Source organism: Secundilactobacillus pentosiphilus (assembly GCF_002217985.1).
In the GTDB taxonomy this organism is placed as follows: Bacteria; Bacillota; Bacilli; order Lactobacillales; family Lactobacillaceae; genus Secundilactobacillus; species Secundilactobacillus pentosiphilus.
Genome location: NZ_BCMI01000005.1, coordinates 122,176 through 138,699, shown reverse-complemented (window position 1 = coordinate 138,699; position 16,524 = coordinate 122,176). Strand labels below are relative to the sequence as shown.

The 16,524-nt window shown below is 44.9% G+C and carries 14 protein-coding genes and 1 other RNA gene; 3 read left to right on the top strand and 12 right to left on the bottom strand.

Going from position 1 to position 16,524, the window contains the following annotated elements:
• Nucleotides 1–115: 115 nt before the first annotated feature.
• A complete protein-coding gene (locus tag CES81_RS04115; RefSeq protein WP_089120814.1) occupies nucleotides 116–718 on the bottom strand; it encodes a nitroreductase family protein in 603 nt (200 codons plus the stop codon).
• 174 nt (nucleotides 719–892) lie between these two features.
• Here CES81_RS04115 and CES81_RS04110 point away from each other — a divergent pair, with 174 nt between their 5' ends.
• Nucleotides 893–1,561 carry a CPBP family intramembrane glutamic endopeptidase gene (locus CES81_RS04110; RefSeq protein ID WP_089120813.1) on the top strand — a complete coding sequence of 223 codons (669 nt, stop codon included), beginning with the start codon at nucleotides 893–895 and terminating at the stop codon, nucleotides 1,559–1,561.
• Here the strand turns inward: CES81_RS04110 and CES81_RS04105 are convergent.
• From CES81_RS04105 to CES81_RS04080, 6 genes are all read right to left on the bottom strand, one after another.
• Nucleotides 1,532–2,017, bottom strand: coding sequence for an 8-oxo-dGTP diphosphatase (locus CES81_RS04105; RefSeq protein ID WP_089087790.1), 486 nt, complete (start codon nucleotides 2,015–2,017; stop codon nucleotides 1,532–1,534). The two genes, CES81_RS04110 and CES81_RS04105, sit on opposite strands and share 30 nt — an antisense overlap.
• Nucleotides 2,018–2,063: 46 nt before the next feature.
• A complete protein-coding gene (locus CES81_RS04100) occupies nucleotides 2,064–3,377 on the bottom strand; it encodes an ammonium transporter (protein ID WP_089087789.1) in 1,314 nt (437 codons plus the stop codon).
• Between the two features lie 288 nt (nucleotides 3,378–3,665).
• A complete protein-coding gene (locus tag CES81_RS04095; RefSeq protein WP_089087788.1) occupies nucleotides 3,666–4,802 on the bottom strand; it encodes a THUMP domain-containing class I SAM-dependent RNA methyltransferase in 1,137 nt (378 codons plus the stop codon).
• An 87-nt stretch (nucleotides 4,803–4,889) separates the two neighbouring features.
• Nucleotides 4,890–5,269, bottom strand: an RNA gene (gene rnpB, locus CES81_RS04090) — RNase P RNA component class B.
• Nucleotides 5,270–5,289: 20 nt separating this feature from the next.
• Nucleotides 5,290–5,637, bottom strand: a complete 348-nt coding sequence (gene gpsB / locus CES81_RS04085) for a cell division regulator GpsB (protein WP_089087787.1) — start codon at nucleotides 5,635–5,637, stop codon at nucleotides 5,290–5,292.
• 53 nt (nucleotides 5,638–5,690) lie between these two features.
• Nucleotides 5,691–6,260 carry an SLOG family protein gene (locus tag CES81_RS04080; RefSeq protein WP_089120812.1) on the bottom strand — a complete coding sequence of 190 codons (570 nt, stop codon included), beginning with the start codon at nucleotides 6,258–6,260 and terminating at the stop codon, nucleotides 5,691–5,693.
• A 188-nt stretch (nucleotides 6,261–6,448) separates the two neighbouring features.
• On the opposite strand from CES81_RS04080, the gene recU reads away from it, so the two are divergent.
• Complete coding sequence (gene recU / locus CES81_RS04075) at nucleotides 6,449–7,054, top strand: Holliday junction resolvase RecU (RefSeq protein ID WP_089120811.1); 606 nt, start codon at nucleotides 6,449–6,451, stop codon at nucleotides 7,052–7,054.
• 24 nt (nucleotides 7,055–7,078) lie between these two features.
• Nucleotides 7,079–9,412 (top strand): transglycosylase domain-containing protein, encoded by a 2,334-nt coding sequence (locus tag CES81_RS04070; RefSeq protein ID WP_089087784.1) that lies wholly within the window; start codon nucleotides 7,079–7,081, stop codon nucleotides 9,410–9,412.
• Nucleotides 9,413–9,627: 215 nt separating this feature from the next.
• On the opposite strand, the gene CES81_RS04065 is transcribed toward CES81_RS04070, so the two are convergent.
• The 5 genes from CES81_RS04065 to CES81_RS04045 form a co-directional block, all read right to left on the bottom strand.
• Nucleotides 9,628–10,341, bottom strand: coding sequence for a DnaD domain protein (locus CES81_RS04065; RefSeq protein ID WP_089120810.1), 714 nt, complete (start codon nucleotides 10,339–10,341; stop codon nucleotides 9,628–9,630).
• A gap of 113 nt (nucleotides 10,342–10,454) precedes the next feature.
• A complete protein-coding gene (asnS, locus tag CES81_RS04060) occupies nucleotides 10,455–11,750 on the bottom strand; it encodes an asparagine--tRNA ligase (protein WP_180949722.1) in 1,296 nt (431 codons plus the stop codon).
• 22 nt (nucleotides 11,751–11,772) lie between these two features.
• A complete protein-coding gene (locus CES81_RS04055) occupies nucleotides 11,773–12,960 on the bottom strand; it encodes a pyridoxal phosphate-dependent aminotransferase (RefSeq protein ID WP_089120808.1) in 1,188 nt (395 codons plus the stop codon).
• 21 nt (nucleotides 12,961–12,981) lie between these two features.
• Nucleotides 12,982–13,488 carry a cell wall elongation regulator TseB-like domain-containing protein gene (locus CES81_RS04050; RefSeq protein WP_089087780.1) on the bottom strand — a complete coding sequence of 169 codons (507 nt, stop codon included), beginning with the start codon at nucleotides 13,486–13,488 and terminating at the stop codon, nucleotides 12,982–12,984.
• A gap of 53 nt (nucleotides 13,489–13,541) precedes the next feature.
• A complete protein-coding gene (locus tag CES81_RS04045) occupies nucleotides 13,542–16,373 on the bottom strand; it encodes a helicase C-terminal domain-containing protein (RefSeq protein WP_089120807.1) in 2,832 nt (943 codons plus the stop codon).
• Nucleotides 16,374–16,524: the final 151 nt, after the last annotated feature.

Below are 16,524 nucleotides of genomic sequence, written 5' to 3'. Positions count from 1 at the left end.
CAGAACTTTATGAAAATTTATTGAAAAATATCATTTTGTACAAAAAATCCCTTAACTGCTATCGATGAATGAAGATGATTCGTCGATAGCAGTTAAGGGATACTTATTTTACAGCTTATTTAAGAACTTTAAACCGGTCTTCATCAGACATAAATGCTTTGTCGCCAGCTGGTGCTTCGATTGAGCCGAAGTCCATTTCAGCACGTAATTTCCAGTTCTTTGGAATGTCAAACGCATCTCTGACAAGATCATCGATCAGTGGGTTGTAATGTTGCAGGTTAGCACCCAAGCCGTTTTCAGCTAAAGCTGTCCAAACAGCAAATTGGGCGATCCCTTGACCTTGTTCAGCCCAGTCAGCAAAGTTGTCCGCATAAAGCGCGAAGTTATTTTCAGATTGGTGGACAACATCCATATCAGTATAAAACATGACAGTCCCAAATGCTGATTTAAAAGCGTTGATCTTTTGTAATGTTTTTTGGTAAGCTTCTTCGGTTGGTACTTCAGACTTGAGGCGTTGACCAACAATGTCCCAAAGCTTTTCGTGATTGGCGCCAAACAAAATAACGGCACGAGTTGATTGATTATTAAAGGTGGTTGGTACCCATTTGACAGTTTCTTTGATCAATGACGCAATGTCGTCTTCGCTAGCGGTTACGTTACGGCCTAAAGCGTAAATTGAGCGGCGTTGTTTTGCTAAGTTTAAAAATTGTTCTTTCATGTTATGAAATCCTCCAATTTGTATCAGTCATTGTTTTACAAGAGCTAGTATAACAGCTTACTTTTTGTAAGTAAATAATTATGTTGCCTTTTATCATTAAAAAAGAGTCGTTTGTCCTCCATTGAATGGCATGCTAAACTGAGAACATTGAATAATAATGAAGGACGTGACGTTATGCTTCATCAACGAGCCGGTCGACAACTGCTTAGCCAGTACGGCTACTTTTTTGTTTTATGGTTTGTCATACAAGTTTTTGTTAATGTACCAATTATTAATTTAGCCAGTGGCTGGGCTGAGGAATTACTGACAGATGTCGTCAAAGTACTTATTTGGCTGGGCGTGGGCCTCTATATGATCTTTCATACTAAAAGGGACCAGTTCGTTATCGAACGGCCCTTTCAGCTGAATCTAAAATTTAAACCACTTTATATCACACTGATTGCGATCATCATTTACATGCTGGCAACGGCGTTTATTCAACGGCATAGTATTGGCGTTGTCGCCACCTTTAAACCCACGATGCTGCTGCAGGACTTTCTGGTAGTTGGTATCTGTGAAGAAACGGTGTTTCGTGGTTATCTGCTGAACCGGCTTAGAAAAATGATTGATTCGCAACAGACTGCGTTAATTATTCAGGCCATTTTATTTGCCCTGATTCATTTACCGCGCTACCTGACCACTTACCCAGCCTTGCCGATTCTGACAATTTTGAGTCAGTTAGTGACAGTAGCGATTTTAGGTTACTTATTCGGCTGGTTATTTCTAAAAAGTCGTTCACTATGGCCAGGCATTATCGTTCACTCCGTTTGGGATCTACTGATCGTTGTTTTGATCGGCAGTTAGGTGTAACTGACCGTTCATAACTGAAGACACTGCCGATACGGCTGTCGGTTTCGTGAAAATGGCTAACATTTCCATGAAACTCTCAGCCGTATTTTTGGCGTTCAAGTCAGCTAAAGGTAACCAGAAAATGTGTCCTTCATCGCCCTGTTTGAGGTTGCCGGAAAAGTGGCTTGTCCGGTACAAAAAGCCGATTTTACGGTAACCTGCCTGCTGGTCGAACCACTCAACGCAGCCGCAAGCTTCAAGCTGACTGATGCGCAGGCCGGTTTCTTCAAAAACTTCGCGAATCATAGCATCAGCTACCGGTTCGCCGGGTTCAACGTGGCCGCCAGGAAAAGTGTGACCGAATTTCCAGGCCACATCAGTCTTGTCCTCCACCAGTACCTGCTTTGTTGCCGGGTCATAAACCATGCACATATTTACTAATTCGACTCTTTCAGTGCGGTCGAGTCCCATGTAACCACCTTCTATACTTTGATGGTTCTATTATACGGGAAAAAGCTCATTCCCGTAAACGGGCAGTTTGACCCTTGAACTCGTTTGCGTAAACCTTCATGTCACTTTGAGCTTTAGCAACGTCAGCACTCAGTTCTACGGCATAATCGGCTTCTTCACCATGTTCGCCAATATCCAAGCCAAGTGCTTCTTCATCACGATCAACACGCATTGGCATCACAAGTTCAAGTGCTTTGATCAGGACCGCGCACATGACGGCAACAAAGACAATGGTCATTGCGGTAGCTGCCAATTGAACTAAGAATAAGTGACTGCCCCCGCCGTAAAACAAACCGTTTTCAGCTAAACTGCTATTAACGGACTTAGTGGCAAACAAACCGGTAGCGATACTGCCTAAAATACCACTGACACCGTGACAGCCGAAGGCATCTAAGGCATCGTCTACACCGATCCGATCCTTTAAAACGTTCACGAAAAAGTAGCTGCAGCAAGTGGCCGCAAGACCGATCCAGAAGGAACCGCTAATCGTCACGTAGCCCGCGCCGGGGGTGATGCCAACGAGGCCGCATAGTGTCCCGGTGCAGACACCGACCAACGTTGGTTTACCCTTAATGAAGATGTCTAAAAACATCCAAACGACCATTGCCGTAGCAGTCGCAACGGTCGTGGTTAGCGTTGCCTGAACGGCTACCGTATTAACGCCTAACGCGGAACCGGCGTTGAAACCGTACCAGCCGATCCACAGGATGGTAGTTCCCAACAGGACCCAGGGTAAGTTGTAGTGGGTGTGTGGAATATCCCCAAACTTGATTCGTTTACCCAGAAAGGCTGATAGGACAAAGGCGGTGACCCCAGCGTCGATGTGAACCACGGTTCCGCCAGCAAAATCAACCGTGCCTAGCTTGGCAAGCAACCCCGACGGACTCCAAACCATGTGGACCATCGGATAGTAGATAAAAATGGACCAAACAACTAGAAACGTGAGCAAAAATTTGAAGCGGATACGGCCAACCACCGCACCGACAAACAGTGCGGGTGTGATAATGGCAAACATCATTTGAAATAGCGAATAAAGGCTGGTTGGAATATGAGTGCTTGTCAACGTGTTCAAATTCAAATGGCTCATGAACGGGTGGCTCCAACTGCCGAAAATGCCGCCATGATCACCAACAAATGACAATGAATAACCGATTAAGATCCACAAAATAATGGCTACGCCGGTCATTACGAAGACTGATAGCATCGTATTGACCACGTTTCGTTTCGAGACCAAACCACCATAGAAAAAGGCTAATCCGGGCGTCATGAATAACACCAGGATACTGGACAGCACCATAAACGAGACGTTAGCAAGACTCATACAATCACTTCTCTCTTTTATTATGTTATGAATAGTAACATGCTTTAGAATGCTATTCCAGCAGTATTTGGTTGATGTAAACTAGTTATTTTTATTGGTTTACCAGTAAACAGCGTGAAAACTATATGAGAGGAGGATTAAATTTTTTTGAGAATTGTCGTCATGATGTTAACTTTTAATACATCTTCATGGAGTAAATGGTATATATTTTGAAAGTATGTAAAAAGCAGTCGGCATAGCCAATTTTTACTCAATTGGTTATGCCGACTGCTCGTAATATAAATCGTTTTAGTGTTTCCGATGCGTTGCCCAGAACTGGAAGTAATCCGTTCTAAGCGCACCGTTATATAATTTGCGGCGCTTAGTGGCTCTTTGACCGTAGAAGTTCTCGAATTCCAGGTCAGCGGTCAGAATATACTTAGACCAGGTCGTCAGCGGTTTGAAGACTTGCCCCATTTGTTCATAGAGTTTACGGACACTCTTTTGATCGCCCATTCGTTTACCGTAAGGTGGGTTAACAATGATGACGCCGTCTTCCTTATCGGTTTTAAAGTCTTTGACCGCGATCTGCTTAAAGGTGATGTCGTGCAAAACACCGGCCCCGTTAGCGTTAAGTTTCGCAATATCGATCATGGACCCATCAATATCGCAGCCGGTGATGTCAAACACGTCGTCGTTTTGCTTGGTCTTAGCTTCTTCCTTCAATTCGTTTGAGATCTTCAGGTTATCAGGATGCCAGTTCTCACACGAAAAATGCCGGTTGAGCCCTGGTGCGATGTTGCGTGCCATCAAAGCTGCTTCAATAGGTAAAGTACCAGAACCGCACATTGGATCAACAAACGGCATATCAGTGTGCCAGTTGGTCAGCATGATCAGTGCAGCCGCGAAGTTCTCCTTCAACGGGGCCTCACCCTTTTCCTGTCGGTAGCCCCGTTTGAACAAACTGTCACCAGTGGTGTCCAACGTTAAGGTTGCTTCATCCTTATTGAGGGCAATTTCCAAGGAGAATAAAGCGCCGGTCTCAGGGAAACGGGTTTTTCGGTGATAAGCGCCCGCCATCTGATTGACAATGGCTTTTTTGGTGACCGCTTGAATATCCGGTACACTAAATAGCTTAGAATTTTTAGAACGGCCATTCACCGGAAATTTAGCATCCATCGGCAGCCATTGATCCCACGGCATTGCGGTGACAGTGTCGAAGATATCATCAAAAGTCGTTGCTTTAAACGTCTTTAAAATGATCTTGATGCGGTCAGCCGTCCGTAACCAGATGTTGGCCCGTAAAATATCTTTCATATCGCCTTCAAAATAGATCCGGCCGTTATCAACACGGACTTCATAACCTAAGTCCCGTAATTCTTGACCAGCTAATGCTTCTAGTCCGCTGGCGGTTGCTGCATATAATTGAAATTTTTGTTCTGCCATGATTTGCCTCTTTCTTTGTGGTGAGTGGCCAGTTAAATTGCATAAAAAAAGGTGAGAGTCACCTCTCACCAATCCTGAACTGTAAATCTCTGTAAGCCATGTTCCGTACTTTATTAGTTGTCAGGGACAGTCTAATAAAGTGGTAATCATCTATCTCGAGAGTTAAAAACTCTCCCCCCACATTTAGTTCATTTCCAGATGTGAAGCTCCCCTACCATAGTTTGGGTTGCCCGCTCGAGGGGTTTACCAACGTTCCACCGTACCCGTTTCCGAATACGTCATCGTCGCTGTGGCACTTTTCAGGGATATTAACGCATAGCCGAAACCTTAGCGCTTTTTCCCGCCGTAACTTCTTGCGAAGTCCCCCGGCTTATTTTTTCACCGAGCACGAACACTACAAGCATCTCAGCTTGTGCGAGCATGGACTTTCCTCAGCCGACATAAGCCGACCGCGATTACCCGAGATTTACAAGTTACTATCAAATTGTTAAAGACGGTGAGATGCGTTAGCACCACTGTCTACTTGAGAACCGAAGACGTGACGTTCCAAATTGGAAAGACGTTTTAAAATATCCATGTTAGTCACATTTGTAGCCGGCTGACTCGGTTGAGCCGTAGTCGTACCACCAACGGATAACTGTTTCGTCAATTCATCAACTTTTGCACGCAGACGTTCATTCTCGTCTTGGAGGTGCTGATTTTCCTTTGTGAATGTTTCATAATCCTTGATCACATTGTCTAAAAAGCTGTCAACGTCGGCAGGATCGTAACCCCGCATTTTTTGACGAAACTCTTTTTGAAGGATGTCTTTTGGATTATAATTAATGGTTGCCATTTAAATACACCTCATCATTTATTCAACACCAACATTTAAGATGTTATCAAACTTTAGTTAGAATTGAAACCCTTATTTGAAATTTCTGCAAATTCATACGAAAATTCTTGCAATTGATCAAAATCAATTAGCTGCAGAGGATAATCGTGCTGATCTTGCCAATTAACAATTGCATTATAATCGTACCTCGATTTGCCCTCGTTGTCTACATCGTATACTAAAATCGCGCCATCGGTATGCGTGAGCATAAATTCTTGGTAATTTCTTAACTGTTGCGGCGATGAATAATCGTGATTGCTGACGCTGGCTTGAAAATCCACCTGCGAGAGCAACGCGGCCAGCTTTGCTTGGTTGTCTGGTTTCCACTTGCTCCCAAAGTGAGTAAATGGTGTCATCATAGCAACCTGAAGTTCTGGATAGTCGCTTTTCAGTGTCATTCCAACCTGTGCGGCCCACTGCTCAATTCCCATCTGGCCACCAGTGATCAGCCAGGTGGTGCCGTCTTCAACAGCCTGCGTGATTAACTTTTTTAAGGCGTATTGCAACACTAAGAATTTAGGCTCTTTTTCCGAGAAAACGCCTAATTCGTAGGCCCGATAGCCAGTAATCCAAACCCGTTGCATTCCCCTACCTCCTTTTTGTGGTATCATTTCAACCATGAGTGTTATGAAAAAACTATTTTTCTTACATCTTCCTTAAGGTAATAGTTTCATATTCCAGTTTTTATTCGTGAAGCAACTTGGTATAATAACCGTAACTGGGTATGCACTTTTTTTCAATATTTTACTATAGAAAAGAGATGATCCAGCCAGTGACAATCCATTATCCAAATGGGACGAAATACCAACCGCAACCAGCCAAACGTACGCTGCGTACGAAATCTTCATTAATTAAACATGGTGGTCGCGGGATGACGTTGGAACAGGAAATTAACGAGAGCAATCAGTACTATTTGGCCCACGAGATTGCAGTCATTCATAAAAAACCGACTCCTATTCAAATCGTCAAGGTAGATTATCCCAAACGCAGTGCCGCGGTGATTCGGGAAGCTTATTTCCGACAAGCCTCTACCACTGATTATAACGGAGTTTATCGTGGCCGGTATATCGATTTTGATGCTAAGGAAACTAAGGAAAAGACCCGTTTCCCGTTGGATAATTTTCATCAGCATCAAGTAGAACATATGCGTAGTTGTTTAAAACAAGGCGGAATTTGTTTTGGTTTGATCAAGTTCGTTACCCTCGATCAACTCTATTTATTGAAGGCAACTGATTTAATCGAATACTGGGATGCACAGGAAGACGCAGGTGGCAGAAAGTCGATTCCGCTAACTGCATTTGAAACGCATGCCATACCGATAAAGTATTCGCTCAATCCCATCATTGCTTATCTTGATGCGGTTGATCAACTCATTTAACGCCTTAATCAAAGGAGTCTATTTATGTCAAGTAATCAATCCAATCCTCAGACACGCTCAGAACTGCGAGCCCAACACGATCGCGGTCCTAAGGGCCATCACACCTTATGGCGGATACTTAAGTGGGCGGTCGTCCTCTTTTTAGCTGTCATTTTATTGGGTGCGGTGGTGTTCTTTTATTACGCACAGGGTGCGCCAAGTATTTCACAATCCGCGTTGGAAAGTGATACTTCAACTAAAGTATACGATTCTAACAACGATGTGATTTCAAGATTAGGCGCACAAAACCGTGATTACGTTAAATCGAACAATATTCCTGCAACGTTGAAAGCCGCTGTGGTTTCTATCGAGGACCGGCGTTTCTACAAGAATCATGGTGTGGACCCCGTTAGAATTATGAGTGCTGCATTTCACAACGTTACCGGCTCATCACTGGGGCTTCAGGGTGGCAGTACTTTAACGCAGCAACTGGTTAAACTTTCAGTCTTTTCTACTGCCAAGTCAGACCAAACCTTAAAACGCAAGTCACAAGAGGCTTGGTTAGCAATCAAAGTTGACCAAAAGTACAGTAAACAGCAAATCCTTGAATTCTACATTAATAAGGTTTATATGGGCAATGGTGTCTACGGGATGCAGACGGCTGCCCACTACTACTACGGTAAGTCCTTATCAAGTCTGAACTTACAGGAACTGGCAACGTTAGCTGGGATGCCGCAAAGTCCCGTGAACTACGATCCAATTCACCATCCTCAATATGCCAAGTACCGTCGTGACCAAGTCTTGGATGCCATGGTTGCCAACAAACAGATTACTGCCAGTCAGGCAGCCAATGCTAAAGCCACCAGCGTACAAAGCGGCTTAGCCCAAACTCATCCGGTCAGCACCATTAACTTAACGAATCAAAAATATATTGATTCTTACCTTAAAGAGGTCTACGCCGAACTTAAGAACGAGGGCTACAACACTAATACGGATGGCTTGAGGGTTTATACCAACCTTAATATGTCAGCTCAAAAGCACTTGTACAGCATTGCTAACAGCAATAATTACGTCTCCTATCCGAATAATAAGTTCCAGATGGGTGCGACAATGGTTGATCCGCACAACGGCCAGGTCGTTGCCATGCTGGGCGGCCGTAAAACCGGCAACGTAACCTTAGGCCTTAACCGGGCCGTTCAAACCGATCGTTCCAGTGGGTCAACGGCGAAGCCGATTGCCGATTATGGTCCGGCTATCCAATATTTGAAATACCCAACCTATCAGCCGGTTCAAGATACGCCGTATACCTATCCGGGAACTAACCGGCAGCTAAACGACTTTGATAATCGGCATGAAGGTACCATCACGATGCGTAAAGCGTTGGTTGAATCGCGGAATATTCCGGCGGTCCGAACGATGGACGCTGTGGGTGTTAATCGCGCTACTGACTTCTTGGGCAACCTCGGAATGACGTTTAAAAATAAGCTGACGCTTCAAAATGGGATCGGCCTCTATATTTCTACCGAACAAGAAGCTGCCGCTTACGCTGCCTTTGCTAATGGCGGTACTTACTATAAGCCGCGTCTGCTCAATCACGTGGTAACCGCTGATGGTCAAACACACTATTACCATGCCAAAGGCACCCGCGCAATGTCGCCGGCAACGGCCTTCATGATTACTGATATGCTAAAGGGTGTGATGACGAGTCCAAACGGTTCTGGTACCGCAGCGAAGATTTCCGGCTTATATCAAGCGGGTAAAACTGGGACGACTGCCTATCCTGATGACTACGCATCCTCTGTCCCGGGTGACGCTGCAATGGATTCCTGGTTTACGGGGTACACTAAGAATTACTCGCTGTCGATTTGGACGGGGTATGACAAGCAATTCCAGGCCGGTCATTACATTCCTGAAGCCCAAACTAAAATCGCCCAAGAAATTTATCGTTCCGAAATGGGTTATGTTCAGCAAAGTGCAAGTAATACCGACTGGACTGCGCCATCGGACGTCGTTCCAACGAAGCGTAACGGCACTACTGAGTACTACGTTGCCGGCTATCCGGGTGATGCGTCAACCGCCACAAATGATGGTAACAGCAGCAGTACTAATACCAATGACTCGACGGGAAATAATCAAGCCAACACGAATAATACGTCAAGATCTTCTAGTTCTAGTGAAAGATCAAGCACTTCTACTGAACAGCGTCCAAATGGCGGTAACGGTAATGGTGGCAATGGTAACGATAATAATAACGATACCCAGAATACGAATTCGGCTTCCAATGAAAGTGCACCAAAGGATAATACGAATAACAACAACGCCAATACTAATTCGAACGCTGGAAAAGCTAACTCGACTTCACCGAAAGCTGGTCAGTAGCCGGGTAAGATAAGATCAAAAAAGCAGACTCGTGACTTAAGTCTATAGTGATAAGAATTCCAGTTGGCTTCTTGACTAAGATACAGCCTGAAACGACTACTTGAATATAGCCCTAACCTGCTTCACAACTCAGATTTCGGCCATATAGCAGCAAAAGCACCATCCCGAAAACCATCGGGATGGTGCTTTTTTACTGTCAATCCGCAATAATGCCACTAATCTTTCGGTTTTTCACCAATTTTAAAAATTGGAATAGCTGGTTTTTTGGCACCCTTATTCGGCTTGTTGGTGCCCGTTGACGTCCGGTTTTGCTGATGCTGTTGATGTTCATGCTGAATCTGTTCCGGAGTCGTTAGGTGCTTTTTTTGCCAATTTAGCAGGATACGGTCCATATACTTTAAGTTATAAACTTGATTTAGGACCGCCTCTTTTAAGGCTAACCGGATCACGTCTACCTGATAATGATCTTCATCTAGCCATTGCGAGATCATTTCCAGTTCAATCGGTGACAACGGACGGCCAAATTCGGTTTCAATCTGATTAAAAATCGTTTCACGATCATTATCAACTTGACTGGTAATGGTTTCGGTTTCCGATTTTTTGACGTACTGGGCTAGTTTTTCGTACAGTAAGGTAAAGTCATACGAATCTCGCGCTAATTGTCCAGGCTGCTGTACGGTATCAATTTGCATTAATCGCTTGCCGATCATCGTGTGCAGCTCCTGAAAAATTTGGTTGTCAGTCAGACCGACTGCTTTAGCGATAGTTTCTGTTTGGGGAAAACTAATGCCCCGATCGTTATAGCTTTTGATTTGCAGGTAAATTAAGAACTCGGTGTTGCTCATCCCCAATTCACGATAGTGTTCCAGCAGTAAAGTGGCAATAGTGGTCTGCCCCGATTTAATCAAGGCATTCGCAAATGCGTCCATATCATGCCCTCCAATCATGTCATACATTGACAAAGCGAAGAAACTCCCCCATCGCACCAATCAAAATTAGGCTCTGGAGAAGTTTCTGCTTCAAACAATAGTTGTCTTTCGTTCTACGGGTAAATCCGGTTCAGCAAACGTGGGAACGGAATCGTTTCCCGGACGTGGTCTTCACCGGTAATCCAAGTAAGGGCTCTTTCAAGACCTAACCCAAATCCGGAATGCGGTACACTGCCGTACTTCCGTAAATCTAAGTACCAGGCGTATTCCTTAGGATCCAAACCGTTCTTGACGATTTGATCATAAAGGTAGTCGTAGTCGGTGGCTCTTTCGGAACCGCCAATGATTTCACCATAGCCTTCAGGTGCCAACAGGTCGGCACAAATCACAACGTCTTTACGCGTTGGGTGTTCCTTCATGTAAAAGGCTTTGATTGCTTTAGGATAATTCAAAACAAATACTGGTTGTTTAAACTGATCAGCTAAGAAAGTTTCTTCTGGTGAACCGAAGTCAACACCCCAATCAACGTCGAAACCGTTTTGCTGAAGCATTTCAACAGCTTCATCATAACTGATTCGAGGATAAGGTAACTGCGTATATTGCTTTAAAACATCAATATCACGCCCAAGTGTTTCAAGTGCGTCTTTACAGTGATCAATGACGCTTTGAACTAAGAACGCAATGTAGCGTTCCTGAACGTCTAAGCTTTGTTCTTGGTGCATAAAGGCCATTTCCGGTTCAATCATCCAGAATTCAATCAAATGACGCCGAGTTTTGGATTTTTCAGCCCGGAAGGTCGGTCCAAATGAGAAGACCTTACCAAAGGCCATGGCGCCTGCTTCTTCATATAACTGGCCGGATTGTGACAGGTAAGCATCACGGTCAAAGTATTCCGTATGGAACAGATCCGTTGTCCCTTCAGGTGCGCTGCCAGTCAAAATTGGAGCATCGATCTTAACGAAGCCTTCCTTGTTGAAGAATTCGTAGGTTGCCCGAATAACTTCGTTGCGGATAACCATCGTGGCATGTGGCCGTGATGACCGCAGCCATAAGTGACGGTGATCGAGCAAGAAGTCGATACCGTGTTCCTTAGGCGTAATCGGGTAGTCTTCACTTTCCCCAATCACGTCGATGGTTTCCACGGCAATTTCGTAACCGAATTTAGACCGGCTGTCTTCGTGAATGACACCCGTGATCCACATACTGGTTTCTTGACGGAGTTCCTTAGCAAGTTCAAAAACTTCTTCGGAAACGTTATTTTTTAAAACCACACCTTGGAAGAAGGCGGTTCCGTCTCGTAACTGAAGGAAGGAAATTTTTCCGCTGGAACGTTTGTTTGTTAGCCAAACACCAATTTTGACTTTTTCGTCAACGTGGTCTTTGGCGTTAATGATGTTAATCTGTTGCACAATGTAACCCCCTAATGAATGCTTAGTCTTTAAATTGTACCATGAAAGCCTTAATTCTAGCCATAGCCTTTTTCAATGAATCTAAATCAGTCGCGTAACTAATACGGACGTGGTTCCTGACACCAAAGGCGTTCCCGTCAACGATCGCAACGTGTGCTTCAGTCAATAGCCGGCTGGCCAATTCACCAGTTGTTGCAATGCCGGTAAGTTTTAATGCTTCGCTAACATCTGGAAAGAGGTAAAAGGCTCCTTGCGGTTTGACTTTCAGTTCAAAGCCCGGAATATCGTTTAAAAGCGGATAAATGGTATTGAGTCGCTCCTCAAAGGCTTTTCGCATAACTTCAACCTGACTTTGATCCCCGGTCAGGGCTTCTAAGAGCGCGTACTGACTGGCAGCCGTCGGGTTACCGGTGGCGTGGGACAAAAAGGCCGAAATTTTACTGATCAACCGATTGTCAGCAACGACATAACCCATTCGCCAACCCGTCATGGAATAAGTTTTACTACCGCCAGAAATAATGATGATCCGCGGGTCTAAGTGATCGGTGAGCTGGGCAATGGAAGTAAAGCTAGCACCGTTATAAACCAGCTGACCGTAGATATCATCCGTGACCACCATTACATCATGCTGCTTGGTCCAGTCATTCAACGCAGCCAGTTCAGTCTGATCATAAATTACCCCGGTAGGATTGGCAGGACTGTTCAGCACAAAAACAACCGTCTTATCAGTCAGTTTGGCTTCTAGATCCGCTGGCGTGACTTTGAAGCTGTCATCGACTGGAACTGCAATCGGCACACCACCAGCAAGCTTGATCTGTTCAGAATAGCTGACCCAGTATGGCTCGGGTAACAAAACCTCATCGCCCGCGTCAAGAATTGCTTGACAGGTGCTGTAAAGCGCCATTTTAGCACCCGTGGTAATAGCGACGTTTTGCGCCGTTACGTCTTTTAGACCGTAATCTTTAGTCGTACGCGTCGCCACTGCGGTTCGTAACCGCGGAATGCCGGCAGCTGGTGTATAAAAACTCGCTTTGCCCGCTTGAATCGCATTAATAGCAGCCGTTTCAATATTCTTGGGCGTTTCGAAGTCTGGTTCGCCAATTCCCAGGTTAATAACATCAATGCCATCGGCAATCATTTGTTTTGCTTGAGCGGAAACTTTCATCGTCGCTGACGGCTGAAGCTGTTGTGCACGCTGTGAAATCTTCAAAAGAATGGCCTCCTTGAATAACTAGATGTTTTCAATCGCTTGTAATACTTTACCCGACTTAAAACTTAACGTTTCGTAGCATAGTTGACCCTTTTGATTCATGTAACTGATAACCCAGGCAGGACGCCCGTTAAACACACTGAGAGCCGCAGAAATCACCTTTTTGGGATTGTGTTTTGCCCAGATACGGCCGAGTGCCTGATTACGGGACATTCCCTTATTCTGTTGTAAAACCCTAACGTTACCGCCCTTTTGGGGAACAATGATATACACTGACTGATCGTGATTATTTTTACCAGCTACTGTGTAGTAGGTTTGATCCAAGTTGGTCCAGTAGAAACCATCAGTAGTTTTGAGGCCAGCGTACTTCCTAGCAATTTGCACCGACTGAGCTTTGGCTTTGGTGACTGGTGAGGTTGCGTGATGAATACCGCCGAAAAGAATCAGCAGTAAAACCACGACGATACCGAGTATGGTCAGCAAAATACGATTACTCATATGCCGTCGGCTGGCATGTTCCCTTCTCATGTTCGTTAAAACGCCTTCTTTCAGTTATTACTGCTCATAATTATAGCAAAATCTCAGCTGTCATGGCTGATACTTTTGTGTTTTTTAAAGAATTTTGTCATATCGCTGAGTAATTGCGGTACGGTCCCCGTCATGATAGGCAAACTGGCAGGTAAAGTTTTCAAAATGGTTTGCCCATAATGCCGAGTGACTAAGCGGCTGTCAAGCACGATCACTGCACCGTAGTCTTGACGGGTACGGATCAGACGGCCGATACCTTGCCTCAGGCGCAGAGTCGCCTTAGGTAATGACAAGTTATAAAACGGATTTTTACCCTTAGCCTTCAATCGTTCGTACTGCACTTTGGTTTCTAACTGATCGGGTGAATCAAACGGCAGTCGTGCAATCACGAGGACCTGAAGCTTATCTTGGGGGAGGTCAATCCCCTCCCAGAAACTGGCTGCACCCAGTAAAACGGCGTTATCTTCATCCATAAAGCGCTTAATCAATTTTTCCTTTGAGCCGGAAATACCTTGCGCTAGGATCAAGCGTTCTTTAGGGTGAATGGCCTCAGTCAGGCTGCCGTAAACCGACTCAATTGCTGCCAGTGAGTTAAACAGGACTAGAGTTGGCCGGTTAACCTTTGACAGCATTTTGATCAGGGTTTGCGACACGTAGTGATTATAGTTTTCTTCTTCTTTAATAATATCAGGCGCGTCATTACTGATGTACATCTTGGCTTGAGCTTCGAAGTTAAAGTCGGATTTAAGCCGGCGCATTTTGACCGTGCTTCTATCGAGGTCTAACTGATCGTACAGATATTGTGAACGGTTTGATGAAAACAGCGTTGCTCCCGTAAACGTTGGTGCTTGAAAATGGGAGTAAACCTGCTGCGTCAAAAAGCCCTCTACAGTCATCAAATTTGACGCTACCATAATATGGCTTAAATCGTTGCTGACGGTAAGCCAGTATAAGTAACTGCCCGTACCGGCTTCTTCATGCTGCGGTGCCTGCCGGATCGCGGTTAACGTATTCCAGGCATCCGTCAGGGCATTGACAGCGTGGCTGAAACGCATGAAGAGTTCTTCATCACTTTTTAACCAGCGATTTGATTGCTGATAAAACGAATCCGTGATTTTGGCCAGCTGATCTTGAAATTTACCAACTAAAATATCTAACTGTTCAAACAACCCTTCACGCTGTTTGAGGAAGTTTACCCAATCCGTTTCAGAAATCACAATTTCCTTATACGGCTTAGTGAACTTACCGCCAAACTGAGGTTTAAAATGGTTAGTTAAATAATCATCCAGTGCGCGCAGCTGACGGCTGAATTCAATTAACCAGCGATAAAAGGTCTTCAAGTCATCGTTTAACGATAACCCTTCCGTGGCGGCGGTCAGGCCATACTCATTTTCCGGATCCAAGAACTCCATTAACCGACGGCTGGTGGACAGCGAGACTTGGAAATCAAACTTCTGACGCTGAGTTTTCAGCGCGTAATCTGCAAGGTGCTGTGCTTCATCCACAACTAGGTACGGCTGATGGAAGTTATCCCCCAGCAGATCGGCGTGGCGGATCAAAAAAGCGTGGTTGACAATGATAAAGCGGGTATACTTCAATCGCTGATACAACCGTCTAAGAAAGTCGTCTTCAAAAAACGGATCGGTATCCGTTAAATCGGCGATCCCGTGATGGTAGACACTATCTAAGTAAGGCGGCTCGTTTTTAAAGTGCAGTTCGTCTAAATCACCAGTTGCCGTTTGGGTCAACCAAACCAGCAGCCTGAGTTTGATCAGCTGAGTCTGTTTGGAATGGTCGGCCTGGCTCAAAGAAACTTTAAACCGTGACAGGTCTAAATAATGGGCGTTACCCTTGACCACTTCAGCGTGAGTTTCAAATGGCAGCATCCGTTCCAGCAACGGCATGGTTTGATTAATCAGTTGATTTTGCAGTAATACCGTATCCGTGGCAATCACGACTTGCTTATCGTATTTTTGCGCTAAATAAGCCATCGGCAGTGCGTAGCCTAAGGTCTTCCCAGTACCAGTCGGTGCTTCAACAATCAGCGGCTGATTAGCCGATTCCTTGTCCGTGTATTGACGGTAGACTAAGTTCATCATTTTAGCCTGGTCAGCCCGCCATTCAAAGTTTTTAGGGAATCGCTTTAATTTATTCTTTTTAGTCCGCGGGTAAGTGTACTCGCGGTCATCGGCTGCTCTAATGACCGGCGTTTTTCGTAATGCAATACCGTGGGAAACGTACAAATAATCAGGCAGGCTACGCGGATTTTTGCGTACTTCTGCCAGCCCCCATTTAAAAACGTCGGCAGTATCCTGCGGTAAATCAGCATCTTCAGCAACCATTTGCTGCAGGGTCACGATGGGCAGTTCTAACATGCGGTTAAACAGCACGATCAAGAGTTCACCCGTTACCAGTGCATCGTCATTGGCCGTGTGCGGATGGTCATGTTCAATATTTAGATACGCCGTCAGATCATGCAGACGGTAGCTGGGGACAGTCGGCAACAAAATCTGACTGAGCGTCACCGTGTCAATGGCTTGAATTTCAAGCCGAGGATACCCGACCCGTTCCAGTTCAGCATTAACAAACGGGAAATCGAAGTTGACGTTATGCGCCACAAAAACCGTATCAGACAGTAAGCTATAGATTGTTCCGGCCACGTCATCAAACAGCGGCGCCCGCTTAACTTGGGCCTCAGTAATGCCCGTTAATGCCTGAATGGATTGTGGAATTGAAGTTTGTGGATTAACGTCTGTGTTGAAATGGTTAATAATTTGACCATTTTGCACCAGCACGCACCCAAATTGAATCATTCGGTTGCCTTCAGCAACGTTAGTACCGGTCGTTTCAATATCGACGACGGCATAAATTGTATTTGCATCCATTAATTTCACCAAATTCTCTATTATCTTTCTTTGTTTATCATACTACACTTGGTTCGTAGGCGGAAGCCGGCGTTTATAGATGATAGGATTAATTGAATAAAACCCCATTTCACAATGAAATCAAGCCGCTATGATCTAAGATCGAAAGCGA